The organism is Comamonas sp. CMM02 (assembly GCF_014851485.1).
Lineage (GTDB): Bacteria > Pseudomonadota > Gammaproteobacteria > Burkholderiales > Burkholderiaceae_C > Comamonas > Comamonas avium.
The window spans coordinates 112,058-130,679 of record NZ_JACUZW010000003.1 but is presented as its reverse complement, the minus strand read 5'-3'; the positions used below and the strand labels follow the sequence as shown (position 1 = coordinate 130,679).

Here is an 18,622-nt window from a genome sequence, read left to right as displayed (position 1 = left end):
GTCTGCTGCGTAAGCAGCTATAAAAACTGATGTTCTTATCCATGCCAGCTAGTGCTCAACTAGCTGGCATTTTTTTGTTTGAAGTACGTTGCTTGCCAGAGCGTCTGTCACGCATAAAGCATGCATGCGCATGGCGCAGGTGCTTTAGCCACTGGCAGGCATGCCTGTCACTTCGATGGTTCAAGCTGCTCCAGCCTGACCAGGTCATCTTGGATGCGCAAAGCAATATCGCTGCCCGGCTCCAGCAGCTGCAGCAGCGCTTGCCAATACTCTTTCGTCTTCTCTAAATCTCCGCGTGCCAGCGCAGCACTGCCGGCCAGAGCCAAGGCTTTGTGCTGTTGCGGGTAAAGCTGCAGGGCGTTTTCAAGTGCCAGCAGCACATCACCACTCAAATCGCCACCTTGCGCAGATGCCAGAGCATCCGCCTTGTCAGCCCATAGCCTTGCCTGGTCTTGCGCATCCATTTCCTGCGCTTTGGCAGCATCCACCGCCCGCTGATAGGCATCAGCTGCCTCTGCAAAACGGCCCATGGTTTCGTAGGAGCGGGCCAGCATGACCCAGCCAGGCACATTGTCTGGTTGCTCACGCAAGCGCAGCGCCAAGCCCTGCACCATGGCCTCCACCTGCCCTTCCATTGCGCTGTGCCCCACCTCCTGCGCCTGCGCCAATCTGGCTGCTGCCTGAGGGTCTCCGGCCTGCACATACAGAACGAGGGCTGCAACCGGGATGACTACAGCCAGCAACAAGCCACTTGCGCGTGGCAGCCATGGTCTTTGCCCCCATGCCTTGGGCTGCACACGATGGTCCAGCTCTATCAGCAGCCGAGATTGCAGCTCATCCTCAGCCTGGGCCAGATCAGTGTCGCTGAGATTGCCTGAGCGATGCTCACGCAAAAGCTCCTGCATCTGGTCTTGATAAAGGCCACGCAAGGCATCTTCACTGCTACGCTCAAGCGCCTTTGTGTCCTTGAGCAGACTGGGCAGCAAGACAGCCAAGGTGAGCAACACCAAGGACAGTGCACCCAACCACAAACCTTGCATGTCAGTCATGCGCTGTCCTCCTTGCCCGGGTTGTTCTGCGCTCGCTCCAGCCATGCTTTTGCACGTGCTCGCTCCTGCGGAGTCAAACGAGAATGCGGCAGCTGGCTGCGTTGACGCAGCGTCCGCCACAACACAACGAAACCTGCGGCCAAAGCGATAAAAGGCGCGCACCACAGCAGCCACGTCGAGGGCTTCCATGGCGGGGTATACCGAACAAAAGTACCGTAGCGCTGCTCAAAAAACGCCACTACTTCAGCATCACTGCGCCCTTGCTCCAGCTGCTCTGCAATCACACGCCGCATATCCTTGGCAATAGGCGCCTGCGACTCCGCCACAGTCTGGTTTTGGCAAACCACACAACGCAGCTTTGCAGCCAGCGCTGCTTCACGGGCCTCCAGATCAGCAGCGGCAAATACGCTATTGCAGGCCACGGCTGCACACAGTGCCACAGTCCATGCATTCATTGAACAGCCCTCACTACAGGCATGATTTTTTCTTCCCACACTTGCTGCGTCACAGGACCAAGGTGGCGGTAGCGCACACGCCCCTGAGCATCAATCACAAATGTCTCAGGCACCGCGTGAATGCCAAAATCCATTCCCACACGGCCATCAGCATCCACCGCAGAACCTACATAAGGGTTACCGGCCACCCGCAGCAATGCCTGCGCTTTGCTTGACTGGTCTTTGTAGTTCAGACCGTAGATGGCGACCTGGTCTTTGCGCGACATTTCCACCAATATGGGTAGTTCTTGGCGGCAAGGGGCGCACCATGACGCCCAGACATTGAGCAGCCACACCTTGCCACGTAGGGTTTGAGGTGTCAGGCGCCCATCTGACTGGCCCAACAGCGGCAAATCGAAGACGGGAATTGGCTGGTCCAGTAACGCAGACTCCAGCGCACGGGGATCTCGCTGCAACCCCAGGCCCAGCATGACAGCCAACCCCAGGAAAACAGCCAGAGGGAGCATAAAACGCATCATCCCGCCTTTCGGGCAGCCACTGCCTGCGCGCCACTTCGCACGCGCGAGCCGGCCATGCGAAAACGTTTATCCAGCAAGCTCAGGCCTGCACCCAGCGCCATCATGCAAGTACCCAGCCAGATCCAGTCCATGAAGGGTTTGATCTGCAGCCGCACTGTCCATGCCAAACCTTCGTCATCCAGAGGTTCTCCGAGTGCAATGAACACATCACGTGTCCAGCTGCTATCGATCGCAGCCTGACTCAATCCCATCGCCTGTACGCGGTAGGCACGTTTTTCAGGGTACATGTCCCACACCGCATCTCCACGGCTGACGCGAAAGTGAGCGCGCTGTGCTTCGTAGTTAGGGCCTGATACCGCTTCCAGGCTGACAAAGTCAAAGTGATATTGCCCTGCTTGAACGCTTTGACCTTGGGCCACGCTGGTCTCGCGCTTTGTTTCCAGCCCATTGGCCAGACTCACTGCTATGGCAAACACACCTATGCCTGCATGCGCCATCAATGTGCCCCACCAGCCCCAGGGTTGACGAACCACGCGCTGCCAGACTGCACCCGGGTGCGCGCCAGGGTGCAGTCGCTGCCAGGCGTGGGCCAATGTACTCAACACACACCACAGGCCCAGGGCCAGACCCAGCAAGGTAGCTGGCGTAATGTGCCAACCCCATGCACCTTGGGACAACATCAGCACCACAATGCCTGCAACGGTAAGCACCAAGGCCCCCCGCAAACGCCGCCACAGCTCTATCCCCGAGCCCTGCTTCCAGCGCGCCATCGTGCCAACGCCCATCAACGCCAGCGCAGGCAGCACCAAAGGCAAAAATACCGCTTCAAAATAAGGTGGCCCGACAGAAATTTTCTCATCTCGCAACACATCAAGTGCCAGCGGATACAGGGTTCCAATCAAGACCGCCAGCGCTGCGGCAGTAAACAGCACGTTATTGACCAGCAGCAAGGCTTCACGCGAGAGCAATGCAATCTGCCCACCGCCGCGCCCTAGTTCAGGCGCACGCCATGCGTACAGCCACAACGAAACACCCACTACCGCCACGATAAAACACAGGATGAACAGGCCACGACCGGGATCAACCGCAAATGCATGTACAGATGTCAGTACGCCTGAGCGCACCAGGAACGTGCCCATCAGGCACAGTGAAAAAGCACAAATAGCCAGCAATGCGGACCAGCTGCGAAACGCGCCACGCTGATCCGTCACTATCAAGGAGTGCAGCAACGCCGTACCAACCAGCCAAGGCATGAAGGAAGCGTTTTCCACCGGATCCCAGAACCACCAGCCCCCCCAACCCAGCACGTAATACGCCCAGGCACTGCCCAGCAAGATGCCCAGCGTCAGAAAGCCCCAGGCTGCCAGCGTCCAGGAGCGCGACCAACGCGCCCACGCGGCACCCAGCTCACCCGATATCAGCGCTGCCAAGGCAAATGCAAAGGGCACAGCAAAACCGACATAGCCCATGTACAGCAATGGAGGGTGAAAAACCATGCCAGGGTCTTGCAGCAATGGATTCAGGTCTTTACCTTCCAAAGCCGCTGGTACCAATCGCAAAAAGGGATTAGAGAGAAACAACAAAAACAGCAGCAAGCCTGCGCTGACCCAGCCCAGTACAGCGAGCACACGCGCCACAAAGTCTGCAGGCAATGCACGGCTGCACAACGCCACCGCAACGCTCCAGCCGGCCAGCAGCAATTGCCACAGCAGCATGGAGCCCTCATGTCCGCCCCAAAAAGCAGTCAACTTGTAGATCGCAGGAAGTTCGCTGTGCGAGTTGGCAGCCACATACAGCACTGAATAGTCGCCTACCCAGAAGCACCAGATCAAAATGCCGGTCGCAAGCAAAGACAGCAAGCACTGCAGCATGGCTGCCGGTCGCGCCAAACGCACCCATGCGGCAATGCCCAGCTGCGCACCAATCAATGGCAACGTGGCCTGTATGACCGCCACAATCAAGGCCAATACCAGCGCAAAGACACCCAGTTCAGCGATCATGGCAAAGCCTTTTTGGCACGCGCGGCCTCTTGCAGGGCCTTTGCAGCTTCTGGTGGCATATAGTTTTCATCGTGCTTGGCCAGCACTTCTGTGGCTTCAAAGAGGCCAGAGTCATGCAATTTTCCAGCCACCACTACGCCCTTGCCTTCTTTAAACAAATCGGGCAGCAGCCCCTTGTACTGCACAGCGACACGCTGCGCCTCATCCGTGACTTGAAATTGAACCTGAAGACCGTCTGCAGAACGCTGGATTGACCCTCTTTCCACCAATCCTCCCACGCGAAATGCAGCCCCTTTAGGCGCCTCACCCGCATGAACCTGGCTCGGGCTATAGAAAAACATGACGTTAGCGTCCAATGCACGCAGTACCAAGGTAACGGCCAGACCAACCAACGCTACTCCGGCCAGCACCCACATCATGCGTTTTTTGCGAGGCTTCATAGCAAGTCTTTCTTTTTCTGAACAGTGCGCACCTTGCGCCAGCGTAGCCACAGAGAAATGACCTCTGCGACAAGCAACACAGCGCTGAGACCGTAGGCCAGCGCTATATAAAAATCATGGGTATGCATCAGAGTTTCTCCTGTGCAGCACGCTCGCGAATCAGGCATCGGGTGCGCACCAAACACACCGCCAGCGTATAAGCCCAGCAGGCCAGCACCATGAGCAGCATGCCAGCGAGCATGGTGTGCGTCATGCTTGGAGCCGCATCCATCCGGATGGTGGCCCCTTGGTGCAAAGTGCTCCACCATTGCACAGAGAAATAAATGATGGGTACGTTCACGACACCGGCCAGTAAAACGATGGCACCGGCGCTATCAGCCCGGCTCGTATCCTCAATAGCGGATACCACCCCGATATAGCCCAGATAGAGAAAAAGCAAAATCAGCTCTGATGTCAGTCGCGCATCCCACACCCACCAGGCACCCCAAGTAGGCTTTCCCCAGGCAGCGCCCGTCCACAAAGCAATCGCTGTAAACAGCGCCCCTGTGGGCATCAATGCGCGCGCCAGCATGGGTGACAGCCGGGTGTGATAGATCAAACCAAGGCCTGCATGCACAGCGGCGACCACATAGATAAACATGGACATCCACGCAGCAGGCACATGCAAAAAAATGATGCGATAAACCTCGCCTTGCTGATGATCGGTGGGCGCCAGTACAAATCCTGTCCACAGGCCTGCAATTGTCAGGACAACGGTCAAGACGACCATCCAGGGCCACAGACGGCCCGCCCATACATCGAACACGGATGGTGCAGCCAGTTGACGCCAGCGGAAATCAACCACCGCAGCAGTTGCACAGGAAAGGGTGGGATCTGAGGGCTTCATATCATTCCAACGCTAAACGCAGCGCTGCAGCCACAGCCCACGGGCCCATCAGCACTGCCAGACACAAAAAAGCACCCAGCAAATTTAATGAGGGTGCCGCAGGCAGGCCTAGCGAAGCCTGCACGACCGCGTGACTGCCAAATATCAAAACAGGTATGGACAGGGGAAGCGCGATCAGGGCCAGCAGCAGTTGTCCGCGCACACCTAAAGTCAAAGCAGCGCCAAACGCGGCCAAGAGGCACAGGCTCGGTGTTCCAAGCACCAGTGACAGCAGCAAAACGGCAATGACTTCAGTCTCCATGCCGTATTGCCACCCAAGCAGTGGCGTGGCCAGGAGCACAGGGCCAACACCCACCAACCACTGTGCAGCGGTCTTGAGCCCCACCAAAAGTGGCAGTGGTGCAGCAGCCAGCATCCATTGCTCCAGTGTTCCGTCAGCGTAGTCGCTTTCAAACAGGCGATGCTGGCTCAGCAGCACAGCAAGCAAAGCAGCTATCCAGATAACACCTGGTGCTATCTGACGCAACAAGATGCTGTCTGGCCCCAGGGCCAGAGGCAGCAGGCTACCTACCATGATGAAAAACATCAAACCACTCAGAGCATCTGCGGGACGGCGGATGGCAAGACGCAGTTCTCGCGCGACGACCGCAATCAACATGCAATGCCCTGGATTGGAGTTGCGCCGGGGATGGCAAATGCCGCAGCACTTAAATCAAGCACCAGGGTGGGTGTGCTAGCCAGAGTGATTCCACGGTGTGTTGCCACAATGGCCATCCCACCTGCTCTGGCGTGGGCCTCTAAAACCTGCGCCAAAAGAGTTTCTCCATGACTGTCCAAGGCACTGTCCGGCTCATCGAGTAGCCACAGTGACCTTTCACTCAGCATGGTGCGGGCAATTGCCAAACGCCTGCGCTGCCCTTGTGACAAGCGTCCAAATGGCTGATCTGCCCACTCATACATTGAAAGTTGCTCAAGCACCGCCGCCACTTTATGCGGCTGCCAGGTAACATTCAGAAGGTTCAGTGCAAAGCGTAAATTCTCCAGCCCAGTCAACGCATCACTCATGCCGCACTGGTGCCCCAAATAGGACAAATGCTGCTGGTAAACAGCGCTGCGCACCTGAACCTCACAGCCACACCATGACAGCTGCCCGGCACGCCACGGCAAAAATCCAGCCAAGCTGCGCAACAAAGTGCTTTTACCTGCACCGTTACTCCCCCTGAGCAGCAGTACCTGGCCAGCGCTGAGCCTTAGGTCAATATGTCGCAGCAGCACGCGGCCGCTACGGATACATCCAAAGCCTGAAAGCTGCAGGCTTTGGGGTGCGCAGTCCTCACACGCCATGAAATTAAGGCTTGCTGCTGACTACAGCTGAGGATGGAACAACCTGGCCGGGACTATCACTGGGCCCCTGCCCCGCAGGAATATGCGGCAGATTGTGGGCAATGCCCTTGTGACAATCAATACACGTCTTTTCTTTGTTTGCCAGGTACGTGGAGTGCATGTTCTGTGCACGCAAGCTTTGTCGCGTGAAGTCCATAGAGTCATAGTTGTGGCAGTTACGGCACTCCAGCGAATCGTTGGCCTTGAAGCGTGACCATTCGTGCTGCGCCAGCTCCAGGCGCTTGGCTTCAAATTTTTCTGGCGTATCTACCGTACCAAAGATCTTTCCCCACACCTCTTTGGAAGCCTGCATCTTGCGAGCCATCTTGTCAGTCCAGTTGTGTGGCACATGGCAGTCAGAACAGATCGCACGCACACCCGAACGGTTCGTGTAGTGAATGGTACTTTGTAGTTCCGCAAATACGTTATCGCGCATTTCATGGCAGCTCGTACAAAACTTCTCGGTGTTCGTAACTTCCATGGCTGTATTGAAGGCCCCCCAAAACAGGATGCCTGCAATAAAACCACCAATGGTTAAGAACCCAAGACTGAAGTGCACGCTGGGGCGGCGAATCACACCCCAGTAGCGCTTAAGTAGATTCAGCATGTGCAAGCCTTACGTCAGTGTTTTTTTGAAGAGTTCGCGGGGTTTTTCAACGCATTCAGGATCACGCTATCCACATCCTGAAATGTGTTCCCTACCAGGGGCTTCACATTATCTTGGCCGACATGACACTGCACGCAGAAGTAGCGACGCGTGGAAATCTGCCCCAGCGTATTGCCATCACGATCTTGGTAGTGTGTGATCGACACCGGAATCGCCTGTGAAATTTCCGCCTTGGAGCGGGAATGGCAATCCATGCATTTGTTGAAATTCTTATCGATTTGGTAGCCATCGATCCTGTGCGGAATCACAGGCGGTTGCTGCGGATAGTTGCGTGTACGACGCACATCATCATTGATGGCATTGCCAAGCACAGGAGGCTTAGGCGCTTCCAGCAAGGGGGTTGTGCCCCGCATTTTGTCGTACAAAGGCTCTGCCGAGACTGTGAAAGATGCAGCACCGACGCAAAGCATCAATGCAATACCCAGTTTTTGTATTAGCTTCATGGTGGGCCTCTCTGCTTTTAGACCTTGGTCAGTTTCACTGCGCACTTTTTGAAGTCGGTTTGCAGGGAAATTGGGTCAGTGGCATCCAGCGTGACCTTGTTGATCAATTGACTCGCATCAAACCACGGCACATAGACCAGACCACGTGGTGGCTTGTTGCGACCACGCGTCTCCACGCGCGAGCGAATAAAGCCACGGCGAGAAGCAATCTCAACTTCACTGCCTCGACGCATGCCAAGCTCCTTGGCGTCTTCTGGGTGCATGTAGCACAGCGCATGAGGCATTGCGCGATGCAACTCAGGAACACGGCGCGTCATCGACCCTGAGTGCCAGTGCTCCAGCACCCGGCCAGTGGACAGCCAGAATGGGAAATCCTTATCTGGAGCCTCTGCGGCAGGCTCATAGGGCAGGCCAAAGATGATGGCTTTCCCGTCGCTATGGCCATAGAAATCAAAACCGCTCCCGGCCTTGACGTATGGATCCGCCCCTTCTCGATAGCGCCATTTGGTTTCTTTTCCGTTCACTACAGGCCAGCGCATGCCACGGACCTGGTGATAAACATCGAATGGCGCCAGATCGTGCCCATGCCCACGGCCAAACGTTGCGTATTCTTCAAACAGTCCTTTTTGCGGATAGAAGCCAAAGAATTCTGCCTCGTGATTTTTATAGCCTTCTTCTATATCTGTAACTGGAAATTTATCAACCTGACCATTACGGTACAGCACATCAAACATGGTCTTGCCGCGGTATTGCGGGGCCTTAGCCAGCAACTCCTCTGGCCATACCTCTTCAATTTTGAAGCGCTTGGAAAACTCCATCAGCTGCCACAGGTCAGAACGTGCTTCACCGGGTGCCGGCACCAGCTGGTGCCAAAAATGCGTGCGGCGCTCTGCATTGCCATACGCACCTTCTTTCTCCACCCACATTGCAGTGGGCAAAATCAAATCCGCCGCTACAGCTGTCACCGTGGGATAGGCATCAGAGACCACAATAAAGTTATCTGGATTGCGATAACCGGGGTAGCCCTCTTCCACCATATTGGCCGACGCCTGCATATTGTTGGTCACCATGACCCAGTACGCATTGAGCTTGCTGTCTTTGAGCATGCGGTGCTGTTGCACTGCATGGTAGCCAGGCTTGTCGGGAATAGTGCCCTCTGGCAGCTTCCATATCTGCTCAGCAATTTTTCGGTGCTTGGGATTGGTCACCACCATATCCGCAGGCAAACGATGCGAAAACGTTCCTACTTCTCGCGCCGTTCCGCATGCCGATGGCTGGCCTGTCAGCGAAAACGGACTGTTGCCAGGCGTCGCAATTTTCCCCGTCAACAAGTGAACGTTGTAGACCATATTGTTGGCCCAGACACCACGTGTGTGCTGGTTAAACCCCATGGTCCAGAACGACACAACCTTGCGTTTGGGATCGGCGTACAACTCCGCCAGTTCCTTGAGCCGATTGGCCGGGACTCCCGTCAGCTTGGCGGTGTAGTCCAGGGTGTAGGTTGAGACGAACTTGGCGAACTCGTCAAAACTCATGTCCTGAGAGCCACCCGGATCTGCTGCATTTTTGGCAGCCTTTTGCAAAGGGTGCTCCGGCCGCAGCCCATATCCAATGTCGGTATTTCCACGGCGGAAATTACAGTGCTTGGACACAAACTCCTGATTGACACGCCCGGTTGTAATGATGTGATTGGCAATGTAGTTCAGTATGGCCAAATCCGTCTGAGGCTTGAAGGTCAGTTCAATATCAGCCAGTTCATACGAACGATGCTCAAAAGTTGAAAGAACAGCCACCTTCACATGCGATGCACTCAAGCGTCGGTCCGTGACGCGAGTCCACAGCACCGGGTGCATCTCAGCCATGTTTGAGCCCCAAAGCACAAAGGTGTCGGTAGCTTCAATGTCGTCATAGCACCCCATGGGTTCATCCATGCCAAACGTGCGCATGAACCCCGCGACGGCAGAGGCCATACAGTGGCGCGCATTGGGGTCAATGTTATTGGTACGGAAACCCGCCTTGAAAAGTTTGGACGCAGCGTAGCCTTCCCACACCGTCCATTGTCCCGAGCCAAACATGCCGACACCGGAAGGCCCCTTTTCCTTGAGCACTTTTTTGAACTTATCGGCCATCACATCAAAGGCGGTATCCCAGCTGACATGCTGGAATTCACCATCCTTGGCGTACTTGCCGTTCTTCATCCGCAGCAATGGCTGCTTGAGCCGGTCCTCGCCATACATGATCTTGGAAAGAAAGTAGCCTTTAACGCAATTGAGCCCGCGGTTCACCTCCGCCAGGGCGTCTCCTTGTGTAGCCACTACACGATCATCTTTTACGGCGACCATCACTCCACAGCCTGTTCCACAAAAACGGCAGGGAGCCTTCGACCATTTCATGGAGCCATTCGCACCGACTCCTGCTTCTTGCGATGCAGCATAAATAGGAATACCAGCTACAGCGCCTGCTGCGGCTGCGGCTGACTGTCGAACAAAATCGCGACGGGTACTGGTCATGAAGTGACTCCCTCGTTGAGTGAATGCAGGGGTTCGGTGTGCTGATACACCAAGGAAACATTAATTACGCCGGCAATCTGTCGAATCAACGCCACTTGATCCATGATGAACGCCGCGCTGGGGCCTTCTAAAGTAATCACCAGCTTCCCATTGGGATGGGTTCCATGCACGTGTGCCGCTTCAACTGCAACCATGGCTTGCGCCACCTGTTCTACTGTTGCTGGGAGCACATGGATCACCAGACTGGCGATGTGAAGTTCCTCATTCATAGAGCCACCTCTTTTTATGCGTGTGGCGGCCCAGCGAACATTTGGTAAAACCAAACAATGAAGCCATACGCTGCAATAAGCAGTCCAGCAAGCACTGGCGCCATCACCACCGTCAGAAACGCAAAACTGCGCAACTCTTCAGATGCTGAATCGTGAGAATTTTTATTAGGCATAGCTACCTTTCTTGGTGATTTCTCACCACTTTCATCTGAGCTTCAAAAAGTTGAGACAAGTTGCCTCAACCCTGCACTGCCGACGTTTATTTATTCAATTACTCTACGCGTAGATCAGAACGCGGCTTTTGTTTGATGTCAAATCGATATTCAAATGATCGCAAAACACTCAAGTACTAGAAAATTTCTAAAAAACACCTGCAAGTACTTGATAAAAAAAGAATTTCATTGGATTTGAAAAATAAAAAGGCAATCAGCCGCGCAAACAGGTTGATATAAATCAAATCGAAGTCACTTGGCGACCAAAAAATCATGGAAATATCTATTCTGTATAGATGTTCAGTTATTTCGGTTTATTCTGAAAAATGTCGCCACTCATGCAAATTCAAGAGCCCGCAGGTGCCAGAAAAAAGAGCTCTCCCTCTTGGACTGCTTTTCTGGAGTTGGGCTTCAGGCCTCTTTACTTGGCTGCATGCGCTTGGGCTGTCATCGCGATTGGGCTGTGGGTTTTCTTGCCAAGTCTGATCTCAGCCCCAATTGCCACGGTTTACTGGCATGCACATGAAATGCTGTGGGGGTTTGTTGGCACTGTGGCCATTGGATTTCTTCTCACAGCAACCAACAACTGGACGGGAATCAACCCCCTTCACGGGCGCGCACTGGGCGGCTTATTATTTTTGTGGATCATTGCCCGAGTTTCGCTGCTGCTGCCCTACCAAGCATCACTGCTGATTGCCCTCATAGCCAACTTGCTGTTTTACACCGCCGCCGCCTTGGCCGTGGCGCGCTGCGTTTTTCAAAAAAGAAATCCTCAGAACTATGGATTTGCGCTGCTCATGCTGGTCATGGGCGCAAGCAGTGCAGCTTATTTATGGCAGTTTCATCAAGGCACCGACCACTCTTCGGTCGTGCAGCAGTACGCAACCGGCATGCTGTGCATGGCGAGCATTACGACGCTTCTAGCGCGGCGCGTTATCCCCTTCTTTGCCAGCCGCGCAGTTGAAGGTCTGGATATCAATCGCCACACCCTCACGGGTCAATGGCAGACAGCATTCAGTGCCTTAGCCATCGTGTGCTGGATCTTCAAGTGGCCCCTAGGCGCTGGACTCTTTCTGAGCGGTGCTGCAGCGATTGCACTGTGGCATCTGTTTGCCTGGCACCCCTGGGCTGTGCGCAAGCATCCATTGCTATGGATTCTTTACGCTGGCTATGCTGGCCTAGCAATCGGCTTGCTGAGTACTGCGGCATATTGTTTTGGCTGGATTGCTACTTTTGCCATCCCCATTCATGCATTGGCTGTGATGGGTTTCTCGACTTTGATCATGGGCATGATCACTCGAACGTCTTTGGGACACCTGGGTCTTGCCTTGCGCGCAAATCGGCATATTGTGTACTGCTATGCAATGGTGCTGGGGGCCGCCGTCTTGCGTTTAGCGGCATTCATCGATCACCGCTTGACGACCCCACTCATTCATACGAGTGCGTTACTGTGGATGCTGGCTTTTGCCCTCTACATCTACCACTTCTTTCCTCTTCTGATCAGACCACGGGTTGATGCACCTTCCGGCAAGCCTGTTGTCGTCAAACGCACCCCTTAGTGCTCTTGCAACGACATCATGCGCCTTACCGCTCTTACCGATTACGCGCTTCGCGTGTTGCTTTTTGCAGGTTTACACCAAGACCGACTCTGCACACTCAGCGAAATCGCACAAAGCTATGCCATTTCGCACTCGCACTTGATGAAAGTCTCACAACTGCTGGCACAGAACGGATGGATCACTACTGCGCGCGGCAAAAATGGAGGGCTGCGCCTGAGCAGGCACCCATCAGAAATTAACTTGGGGCAAGTCATACGCAGCATTGAGCCGGACTTTGCACTTGTTGAATGCCTGGGCGCCAACAACCAATGCCAGTTGAATGGAAGCTGTGCACTCACTTGCATCCTGCAAGGTGCGCTCAGAGCTTTCTGGCAGCACCTGGACTGCTATACGCTGGCCGATGCGATCTCCAATGGCGCCTGGACAAACCTGACACAGCTGCAGCCAGCAAAATGAGGCAGGCTCATGCAGCAGATCAACAGCACTTGCGATGGCCGCAGCTTGCTGAGAAAAAATGAGCGCTGGCATAAATGCCCCCATCTACCTGAATCGTGGCCTCAGACAAAAAGAAGCTGCAAGCATTGCTTCAGACGGCAGTCTGCACAAATGCCAAAGGCACCATGGCTCGCAAAAACTCAGGCTTGGCAGCCAATGCTTACTTGTCTGCAGACTGATTGAATGGACCAGCAAGACAGCAATTGGAGTGAGCCACCACCTTCAGAAACGAAAAAAGGGTCTAGCACTTTTCAATGCTAGACCCTTGATATCGTGGTCGGAGCGGCGGGATTCGAACTCGCGACCCTCTGCTCCCAAAGCAGATGCGCTACCAGGCTGCGCTACGCTCCGACAAGCACAAAGTATAACCCAAATCCGAGGGCCTATTTACAAATAGTCCGACTCCATTGCACCATCCTCAGCTGCAGTCACTCATTGCGTGAACTGGCGCACAATGCCCAAGGCACCTGAACCGGTACCTTTTCATATTTAACGTGCAATCAAGCCCCCGTGCTGCGTGCAGCCTTTGAACCACCATGACCCAAGCTCCTGATACCACATCCACTATCGCACCTCGTCTCACTTCGCTGTCGCATGGCGGTGGCTGTGGTTGCAAGATTGCCCCTGGTGTATTGGCCAAACTGATTGGTCAAAGCACTTTGCCAAAACAGTTCTTCCCCGACCTTCTGGTGGGCACAGAGACTGCCGACGATGCAGCGGTTTACCGCATCAATGACGAGCAGGCGATTGTTGCAACCACTGACTTTTTCATGCCCATCGTGGATGATCCGCGAGACTTCGGCCGCATTGCTGCCACCAATGCCTTGAGTGACATCTACGCGATGGGTGGCACACCGTTGATGGCACTGGCCATTGTGGGCATGCCGATTAACGTGCTCCCCCACGAAACTATCGCAGCCATTTTGGAAGGCGGTGCTTCCATTTGCCAGGAAGCGGGCATTCCCCTGGCCGGTGGTCACTCCATTGACTCGGTCGAGCCTATTTATGGCTTGGTGGGCATTGGCATCGTCAACCCCAAGCAGATCAAGCGCAATGCAGACGCCAAGGCGGGCGACGTACTGATACTGGGCAAGCCGCTGGGTGTCGGTATTTACTCTGCAGCACTCAAGAAAAATCTGCTGGACGAGACAGGCTACCAGGCCATGGTGTCAGCCACCACCCAGCTCAACCGCCCGGGTATCGATCTGTCCAGACTGGAAGGCGTACACGCGCTGACAGATGTCACCGGCTTTGGTCTGCTGGGCCACAGCTTGGAGCTGGCGCGCGGTGCCAAGCTGGCTGCGCACATTGATGCCGATGCCCTGCCCGTACTGCCAGGAGTGATGGCGCTGGCCGAGCAAGGTATCTTCACCGGCGCATCGGGGCGCAACTGGGCGTCGTATGGTGATGCTGTGCGCCTAGACCCAGGCATTACCGAAATTCAGCGCGCTTTGCTGACCGACCCCCAGACCTCAGGCGGCCTGCTGGTGTCTTGCACGCCTGAGAGTGCGCAGCAAGTGCTGGAGATTTTCCGCAGCAACGGTTTTGCCAACGCCGCTGTCATTGGTCACATGGCTGCAGGCGAGCCACAGGTACACGTCGCCTAAGCAAATCTGCCACAGCAAAAAAGCCCTTGGCTCAAGCGCCAAGGGCTTTTCTTATTTACATCCCGCAAGTACTTGCCGACGCTCAGGCCAGTGATTTGTGCTTCATCCAATGACTGGCTTGCTCCATGGCATAAGCCACAGCATTTTCTGCTGACGCAAAAACAGGCTTGAAAGTAAAAAAACGTTGATAGCGCGCAGTGCCTTCGCCGCTGTCGATGCTGAGCTGAGAGACAAAGCCAGCATCTTGCGCTTGCTGAGCGCGTGGCACAAACGTGAAACGATCCATGGTGATGGTGCCGGGGTGCGCAGGGTGCATAAAACAAGCCTTTTGAATTTGGCGACTCAGCGCCAAAGCACCGTCGCTCACGATGGTGCTATATGTTGATTTTTGGTTCTCAACATTCAGCATAAATGGTGCTCATGTCTTTTTGATGACACGAAAAAGAGAGCATCCTGCGCAGTCACTGCTTGAAAATAGATAACAAAACATACTAAAAATCAGTATTCATCTGCTCTATCCGCTCCTGAAACTGATTGGTCTTGCTGGTTCGTTTCAATTTTGAGAAAGATTTTCTGTCGTCTCCACCACTTGCACTGCAGGTACGCCTGCAACCTCTTTCCCAAAAACACTGCGGCAGTTGACCAGCCAGTCATTGAGCGCTTCTGCCAGCACATCTGAAGGCTGCAGCAATTGCGGCCAGCGGCGCATGCAGGTTTGCACACAGCTTTCTGCCTGCCATAGCGCCTCTTTGTTGATGAGCACCAGCTCAGCCATGCTGGATGGATCTTCCTCGAACATCTTCAACCAGTCAGCCTGCTGGCGCGGGTGCGAGCCCGATTCCGCCAAAGACTTCTCCAAGGCCTGCATACGCAAATCCACATATACACCCGCCCGCCCGCTGGCCAGCGTTTGCCATTTCTCCGGGAATTTGCGCTTGCATACAGCCCAGTGCTGCATGACTGCGGCCAGCATTGCAACCACCTGCCGCACCTGCGCACTCGAGTGCGCTAACGCCAGCGGCTGCGCGCTGTCTGCCGGCTGCTCATGAGATAACAATGCATGCACATGCTGTGTCAGCCGGTGGTCAAAGCGGTTGTGGTTCATGCGCAGCACCAGTGAAAGGCGCTGCGCTGGCATGTCGCTGAACTTGCCATAAAAGGCCGACACCACCTCGGCCAGCATCAAAATGCGTCCCCACAGCGAAATGGCATCTCCTTTGGTATGGCCAGGGTAGCCACTGCCATCCAGACGCTCATGGTGCTCCAGCACGGCATCCTCTGCACGGCGGGAATAGGCCTGAGTAGACTGCACGACCAGCATGGCGGTGATGGAGTGCACCGCCAATTGCTTGCGCTCATTGAGCGTCAGCTTGTGCTGCACGTTCTCCCAGCCCGGTGGCATGTACAGCATGCCGATATCGTGCAGCAAAGCTGCCGCTGCAAGTTCTGCGCAATCGTCCTGCGACATCTCTTCTTGCAGCGCCAAGCTCACGGCCACCATCATCATCAAAACACTGTGTTCGAACAATTGCGGCAGCTGGTGGCGCATCACCGTCATTTTGAAACTGGCACGCTGCGGCCACTTCATGTGCTGCACAACCTGCACCAGCCGAGGGTGCCTGTCACCCAGCCACTGCGCCAGTTGCCGTCCCAGCATCGTGCTATCTGACAGCCGCTGTACCTGCGCTGCAATGCAGTGAATATCTACGGCATCACTGGTGGAGAGCTGGTCATCGACTTCACCTGCCAACCTGTGCTGAATCAACCGCTCATACAAGCGGCTGTCAATGCGTACACCTTTGTCCAGCAGCTTGATGCCACTTTCCGAATAAATAGCACTTTCGGCGACCACCACCTGACTTTCTGCCATTGCCGTCACGGCACGCAGGTAATGCGCATCGTTAGACAACGCCGAAGGATCCAAAGGTGTTTCACTGTCGCCAGTGGTGGGCAAGTTCATGCGATAAAAGCAAGTTGTTTAAGCCAATATTAACGATAGAACAGACACAAACTAAAAACCCGCCATATGGCGGGTTTGACACATATTGACTATGCCAAAGGTCACGTCAAAAGCGGCACTCCGGTTTTAGACTGAATCTCCTGCAGCGTCACGCCCGCAGCCAGCTCAACCAGCTTGAGCCCTTCAGGCGTCACATCCATTACGCCCAGATCGGTAATGATGCGATCAACCACCCCGACACCCGTCAGTGGCAGCGTGCACTGGGGCAAAATTTTCAGATCGGTCGTGCCATCTTTCTTCTTGGCCACATGCTCCATCAGCACAATCACGCGCTTGACGCCCGCGACCAGGTCCATCGCCCCGCCCATTCCCTTGACCATTTTTCCGGGAATCATCCAGTTCGCCAGATCACCCTTTTCAGACACCTGCATGGCCCCCAGAATGGACAGGTTGATCTTGCCGCCGCGAATCATCGCAAACGACTGGTCAGAGCCAAAAATGGCCGAGCCTGGAATGGTGGTGACGGTCTGTTTGCCCGCATTGATCAAGTCAGCGTCCACCTGGTCTTCGGTCGGAAATGGGCCAATACCCAGCATGCCGTTTTCCGATTGCAGCCACACCTCCTTATCCCCGGTGTGATTGGCCACCAGCGTGGGAATGCCAATGCCCAGGTTCACATAAAAACCATCTTCGAGTTCTTGCGCCGCACGCGCGGCCATCTGGTCTTGGGTCCACGGCATGGTCAGGCTCCTGCTTTTTGAGTAGTGGTTTCAGTGATGGTGCGTTTTTCAATGCGCTTTTCTGGCGTGGCGTTGTGCACGATGCGGTTCACATAGATGCCCGGCAGGTGGATATCGTCTGGTGCAATGTCACCCACCTCCACCAGCTCCTCCACTTCCACAATGCAGACCTTGCCGCAGGTGGCCGCTGCCGGGTTGAAGTTGCGTGCGGTCAAGCGAAACTGCAGGTTGCCACTCTTGTCGGCACGCCAAGCCTTGACCAGCGACACATCGGCCACGATGGCGCGCTCCATCACATAAGTTTCGCCATCAAACTCGCGCAGCTCTTTGCCTTCAGCCACCAGCGTTCCCACACCAGTCTTGGTGAAAAAGGCCGGAATACCGGCACCGCCAGCGCGCATCTTCTCGGCCAGCGTACCTTGCGGTGTAAATTCCAGCTCCAGCTCACCGGCCAGATACTGGCGCTCAAACTCTTTGTTCTCGCCCACGTAGCTGGCAATCATTTTTTTGATCTGGCGGGTTTCCAGCAACTTGCCCAGACCAAAGCCATCCACACCGGCGTTGTTCGAGACCACCGTCAGATTTTTCACTCCGCTGTCGCGCAGTGCATCAATCAAGGCCTCTGGAATGCCGCACAGGCCAAAGCCACCCACCGCCAGCAATTGCTCGTCGGCCACTACGCCCTGCAAGGCTGCGGCCGCAGAGGGATAAAGTTTTTTCACATCGTCTCCTTGTTGTCTAAGCACGCTTCAAAGATACTACGTAACCACGTACGTAGTTTTTCCTAGAGTGTTGCACCATGAATCTGGATCACCGTTTGGCTTTCGAGCTGGCCCCTGTGGGGCTGGTGATCTCGCGCAACCGCATCATGGTCGATTGCAACCAGCGTGTCTGCGAGATGTTCACCACCTCGCGCGAACTCTTGCTGGGTCAGTCATTTCAAATACTTTACCCCTCTGCCGACGAGTACGAACGTCTGGGTGCGCGCATGGCTCCCATTCTCAATGCCAAGGGCACGTATTCAGACAACCGGATCATGAAACGGGCTACAGGCGAGACGTTCTGGTGCCACGTCAGCGGCCGCGCTTTGGACCGTCTGAACCCGCATGCTGAAGGCATATGGAGCTTTGAAGACCTCAGCGAGCAGCGTCCTGTCAAAGCCACGCTCACAGGCCGCGAGCGTGAAGTGGCAGCCAAATTGCTGGAAGGCCTCACCTCCAAAGAAATCGGTCGCACCCTGGGCATCAGCCATCGCACCGTAGAAATCTACCGCGCACGCCTGATGCGCAAATACGATGCCAGCACCACCGCAGATCTGGTGCACAAGCTGGTATCCGCCAGCTGAAAGCACAGCAGCACCGTTGATCGCTTTGTGCAATGTTGCGCTATATCTGCGACTTGCTCTGACATTCGCAATAGCATGAGAGTG

The 18,622-nt window shown here is 55.1% G+C and carries 22 protein-coding genes and 1 tRNA gene; 4 read left to right on the top strand and 19 right to left on the bottom strand.

Annotated elements, in window-relative coordinates; translation table 11 throughout:
* Window positions 1-167 precede the first annotated feature (167 nt).
* Genes ccmI through napE form a run of 14 tightly spaced genes read right to left on the bottom strand, consistent with a single transcriptional unit; the run spans window position 168 to window position 10,793 of the window.
* Window positions 168-1,049 (bottom strand): c-type cytochrome biogenesis protein CcmI, encoded by an 882-nt coding sequence (gene ccmI, locus IB213_RS10125; RefSeq protein ID WP_192406260.1) that lies wholly within the window; start codon window positions 1,047-1,049, stop codon window positions 168-170.
* The gene (locus IB213_RS10120) at window positions 1,046-1,504 is read right to left on the bottom strand and encodes a cytochrome c-type biogenesis protein (RefSeq protein WP_191723972.1); all 459 of its coding nucleotides are present in this window, start codon (window positions 1,502-1,504) and stop codon (window positions 1,046-1,048) included. The genes ccmI and IB213_RS10120 overlap by 4 nt, the downstream gene beginning before the upstream one ends.
* Window positions 1,501-2,022, bottom strand: coding sequence for a DsbE family thiol:disulfide interchange protein (locus tag IB213_RS10115; RefSeq protein WP_192406258.1), 522 nt, complete (start codon window positions 2,020-2,022; stop codon window positions 1,501-1,503). Before IB213_RS10115 ends, IB213_RS10120 begins: the two co-directional genes overlap by 4 nt.
* The gene (locus tag IB213_RS10110; protein WP_192406255.1) at window positions 2,019-4,022 is read right to left on the bottom strand and encodes a heme lyase CcmF/NrfE family subunit; all 2,004 of its coding nucleotides are present in this window, start codon (window positions 4,020-4,022) and stop codon (window positions 2,019-2,021) included. Before IB213_RS10110 ends, IB213_RS10115 begins: the two co-directional genes overlap by 4 nt.
* On the bottom strand, window positions 4,019-4,462 hold the full coding sequence (gene ccmE, locus IB213_RS10105; protein WP_191723969.1) for a cytochrome c maturation protein CcmE: 444 nt from the start codon (window positions 4,460-4,462) through the stop codon (window positions 4,019-4,021). The genes IB213_RS10110 and ccmE overlap by 4 nt, the downstream gene beginning before the upstream one ends.
* Window positions 4,459-4,590: a heme exporter protein CcmD gene (ccmD, locus tag IB213_RS10100; protein ID WP_191723968.1), complete on the bottom strand. Its 132-nt coding sequence runs from the start codon at window positions 4,588-4,590 to the stop codon at window positions 4,459-4,461. The genes ccmE and ccmD overlap by 4 nt, the downstream gene beginning before the upstream one ends.
* Window positions 4,590-5,348, bottom strand: a complete 759-nt coding sequence (gene ccmC / locus IB213_RS10095) for a heme ABC transporter permease CcmC (protein ID WP_192406253.1) — start codon at window positions 5,346-5,348, stop codon at window positions 4,590-4,592. Before ccmC ends, ccmD begins: the two co-directional genes overlap by 1 nt.
* Before the next feature lies 1 nt (window position 5,349).
* Window positions 5,350-6,006, bottom strand: coding sequence for a heme exporter protein CcmB (gene ccmB / locus IB213_RS10090; protein ID WP_192406245.1), 657 nt, complete (start codon window positions 6,004-6,006; stop codon window positions 5,350-5,352).
* Entirely contained in the window at window positions 6,000-6,692 is a 693-nt protein-coding gene (gene ccmA, locus IB213_RS10085) for a heme ABC exporter ATP-binding protein CcmA (protein WP_192406242.1), read from the bottom strand. Before ccmA ends, ccmB begins: the two co-directional genes overlap by 7 nt.
* Before the next feature lie 4 nt (window positions 6,693-6,696).
* Window positions 6,697-7,338, bottom strand: a complete 642-nt coding sequence (locus IB213_RS10080) for a cytochrome c3 family protein (protein ID WP_191723964.1) — start codon at window positions 7,336-7,338, stop codon at window positions 6,697-6,699.
* Between the two features lie 14 nt (window positions 7,339-7,352).
* Window positions 7,353-7,841: a nitrate reductase cytochrome c-type subunit gene (locus tag IB213_RS10075; protein ID WP_191723963.1), complete on the bottom strand. Its 489-nt coding sequence runs from the start codon at window positions 7,839-7,841 to the stop codon at window positions 7,353-7,355.
* Window positions 7,842-7,858: 17 nt separating this feature from the next.
* Window positions 7,859-10,351 carry a periplasmic nitrate reductase subunit alpha gene (gene napA / locus IB213_RS10070; protein ID WP_192406239.1) on the bottom strand — a complete coding sequence of 831 codons (2,493 nt, stop codon included), beginning with the start codon at window positions 10,349-10,351 and terminating at the stop codon, window positions 7,859-7,861.
* Window positions 10,348-10,620: a chaperone NapD gene (locus IB213_RS10065; protein WP_192406236.1), complete on the bottom strand. Its 273-nt coding sequence runs from the start codon at window positions 10,618-10,620 to the stop codon at window positions 10,348-10,350. Before IB213_RS10065 ends, napA begins: the two co-directional genes overlap by 4 nt.
* A gap of 14 nt (window positions 10,621-10,634) precedes the next feature.
* Entirely contained in the window at window positions 10,635-10,793 is a 159-nt protein-coding gene (gene napE / locus IB213_RS10060) for a periplasmic nitrate reductase, NapE protein (RefSeq protein ID WP_191723960.1), read from the bottom strand.
* 365 nt (window positions 10,794-11,158) lie between these two features.
* Between napE and IB213_RS10055 the strand changes: the two genes are divergently transcribed.
* Together IB213_RS10055 and IB213_RS10050 are read left to right on the top strand one after the other, a co-directional pair.
* Window positions 11,159-12,391 carry an NnrS family protein gene (locus IB213_RS10055; protein ID WP_192406233.1) on the top strand — a complete coding sequence of 411 codons (1,233 nt, stop codon included), beginning with the start codon at window positions 11,159-11,161 and terminating at the stop codon, window positions 12,389-12,391.
* Window positions 12,392-12,409: 18 nt separating this feature from the next.
* The gene (locus IB213_RS10050; RefSeq protein ID WP_191723958.1) at window positions 12,410-12,847 is read left to right on the top strand and encodes an Rrf2 family transcriptional regulator; all 438 of its coding nucleotides are present in this window, start codon (window positions 12,410-12,412) and stop codon (window positions 12,845-12,847) included.
* Window positions 12,848-13,160: 313 nt separating this feature from the next.
* Here IB213_RS10050 and IB213_RS10045 read toward each other — a convergent pair.
* A tRNA-Pro gene (locus tag IB213_RS10045) sits at window positions 13,161-13,237 on the bottom strand.
* A 185-nt stretch (window positions 13,238-13,422) separates the two neighbouring features.
* Between IB213_RS10045 and selD the strand changes: the two genes are divergently transcribed.
* A complete protein-coding gene (gene selD / locus IB213_RS10040; RefSeq protein ID WP_192406230.1) occupies window positions 13,423-14,493 on the top strand; it encodes a selenide, water dikinase SelD in 1,071 nt (356 codons plus the stop codon).
* Window positions 14,494-14,575: 82 nt separating this feature from the next.
* Here the strand turns inward: selD and IB213_RS10035 are convergent, their stop codons facing one another.
* From IB213_RS10035 to IB213_RS10020, 4 genes are all read right to left on the bottom strand, one after another.
* Window positions 14,576-14,902 carry a hypothetical protein gene (locus tag IB213_RS10035; RefSeq protein ID WP_191723956.1) on the bottom strand — a complete coding sequence of 109 codons (327 nt, stop codon included), beginning with the start codon at window positions 14,900-14,902 and terminating at the stop codon, window positions 14,576-14,578.
* Between the two features lie 144 nt (window positions 14,903-15,046).
* Window positions 15,047-16,453 (bottom strand): HD-GYP domain-containing protein, encoded by a 1,407-nt coding sequence (locus IB213_RS10030; RefSeq protein WP_192406228.1) that lies wholly within the window; start codon window positions 16,451-16,453, stop codon window positions 15,047-15,049.
* Between the two features lie 101 nt (window positions 16,454-16,554).
* The gene (locus tag IB213_RS10025) at window positions 16,555-17,193 is read right to left on the bottom strand and encodes a 3-oxoacid CoA-transferase subunit B (RefSeq protein WP_192406225.1); all 639 of its coding nucleotides are present in this window, start codon (window positions 17,191-17,193) and stop codon (window positions 16,555-16,557) included.
* A gap of 2 nt (window positions 17,194-17,195) precedes the next feature.
* Window positions 17,196-17,915 carry a CoA transferase subunit A gene (locus tag IB213_RS10020; RefSeq protein ID WP_191723953.1) on the bottom strand — a complete coding sequence of 240 codons (720 nt, stop codon included), beginning with the start codon at window positions 17,913-17,915 and terminating at the stop codon, window positions 17,196-17,198.
* A gap of 77 nt (window positions 17,916-17,992) precedes the next feature.
* On the opposite strand from IB213_RS10020, the gene IB213_RS10015 reads away from it, so the two are divergent.
* Complete coding sequence (locus tag IB213_RS10015; protein WP_191723952.1) at window positions 17,993-18,538, top strand: PAS and helix-turn-helix domain-containing protein; 546 nt, start codon at window positions 17,993-17,995, stop codon at window positions 18,536-18,538.
* Window positions 18,539-18,622: the final 84 nt, after the last annotated feature.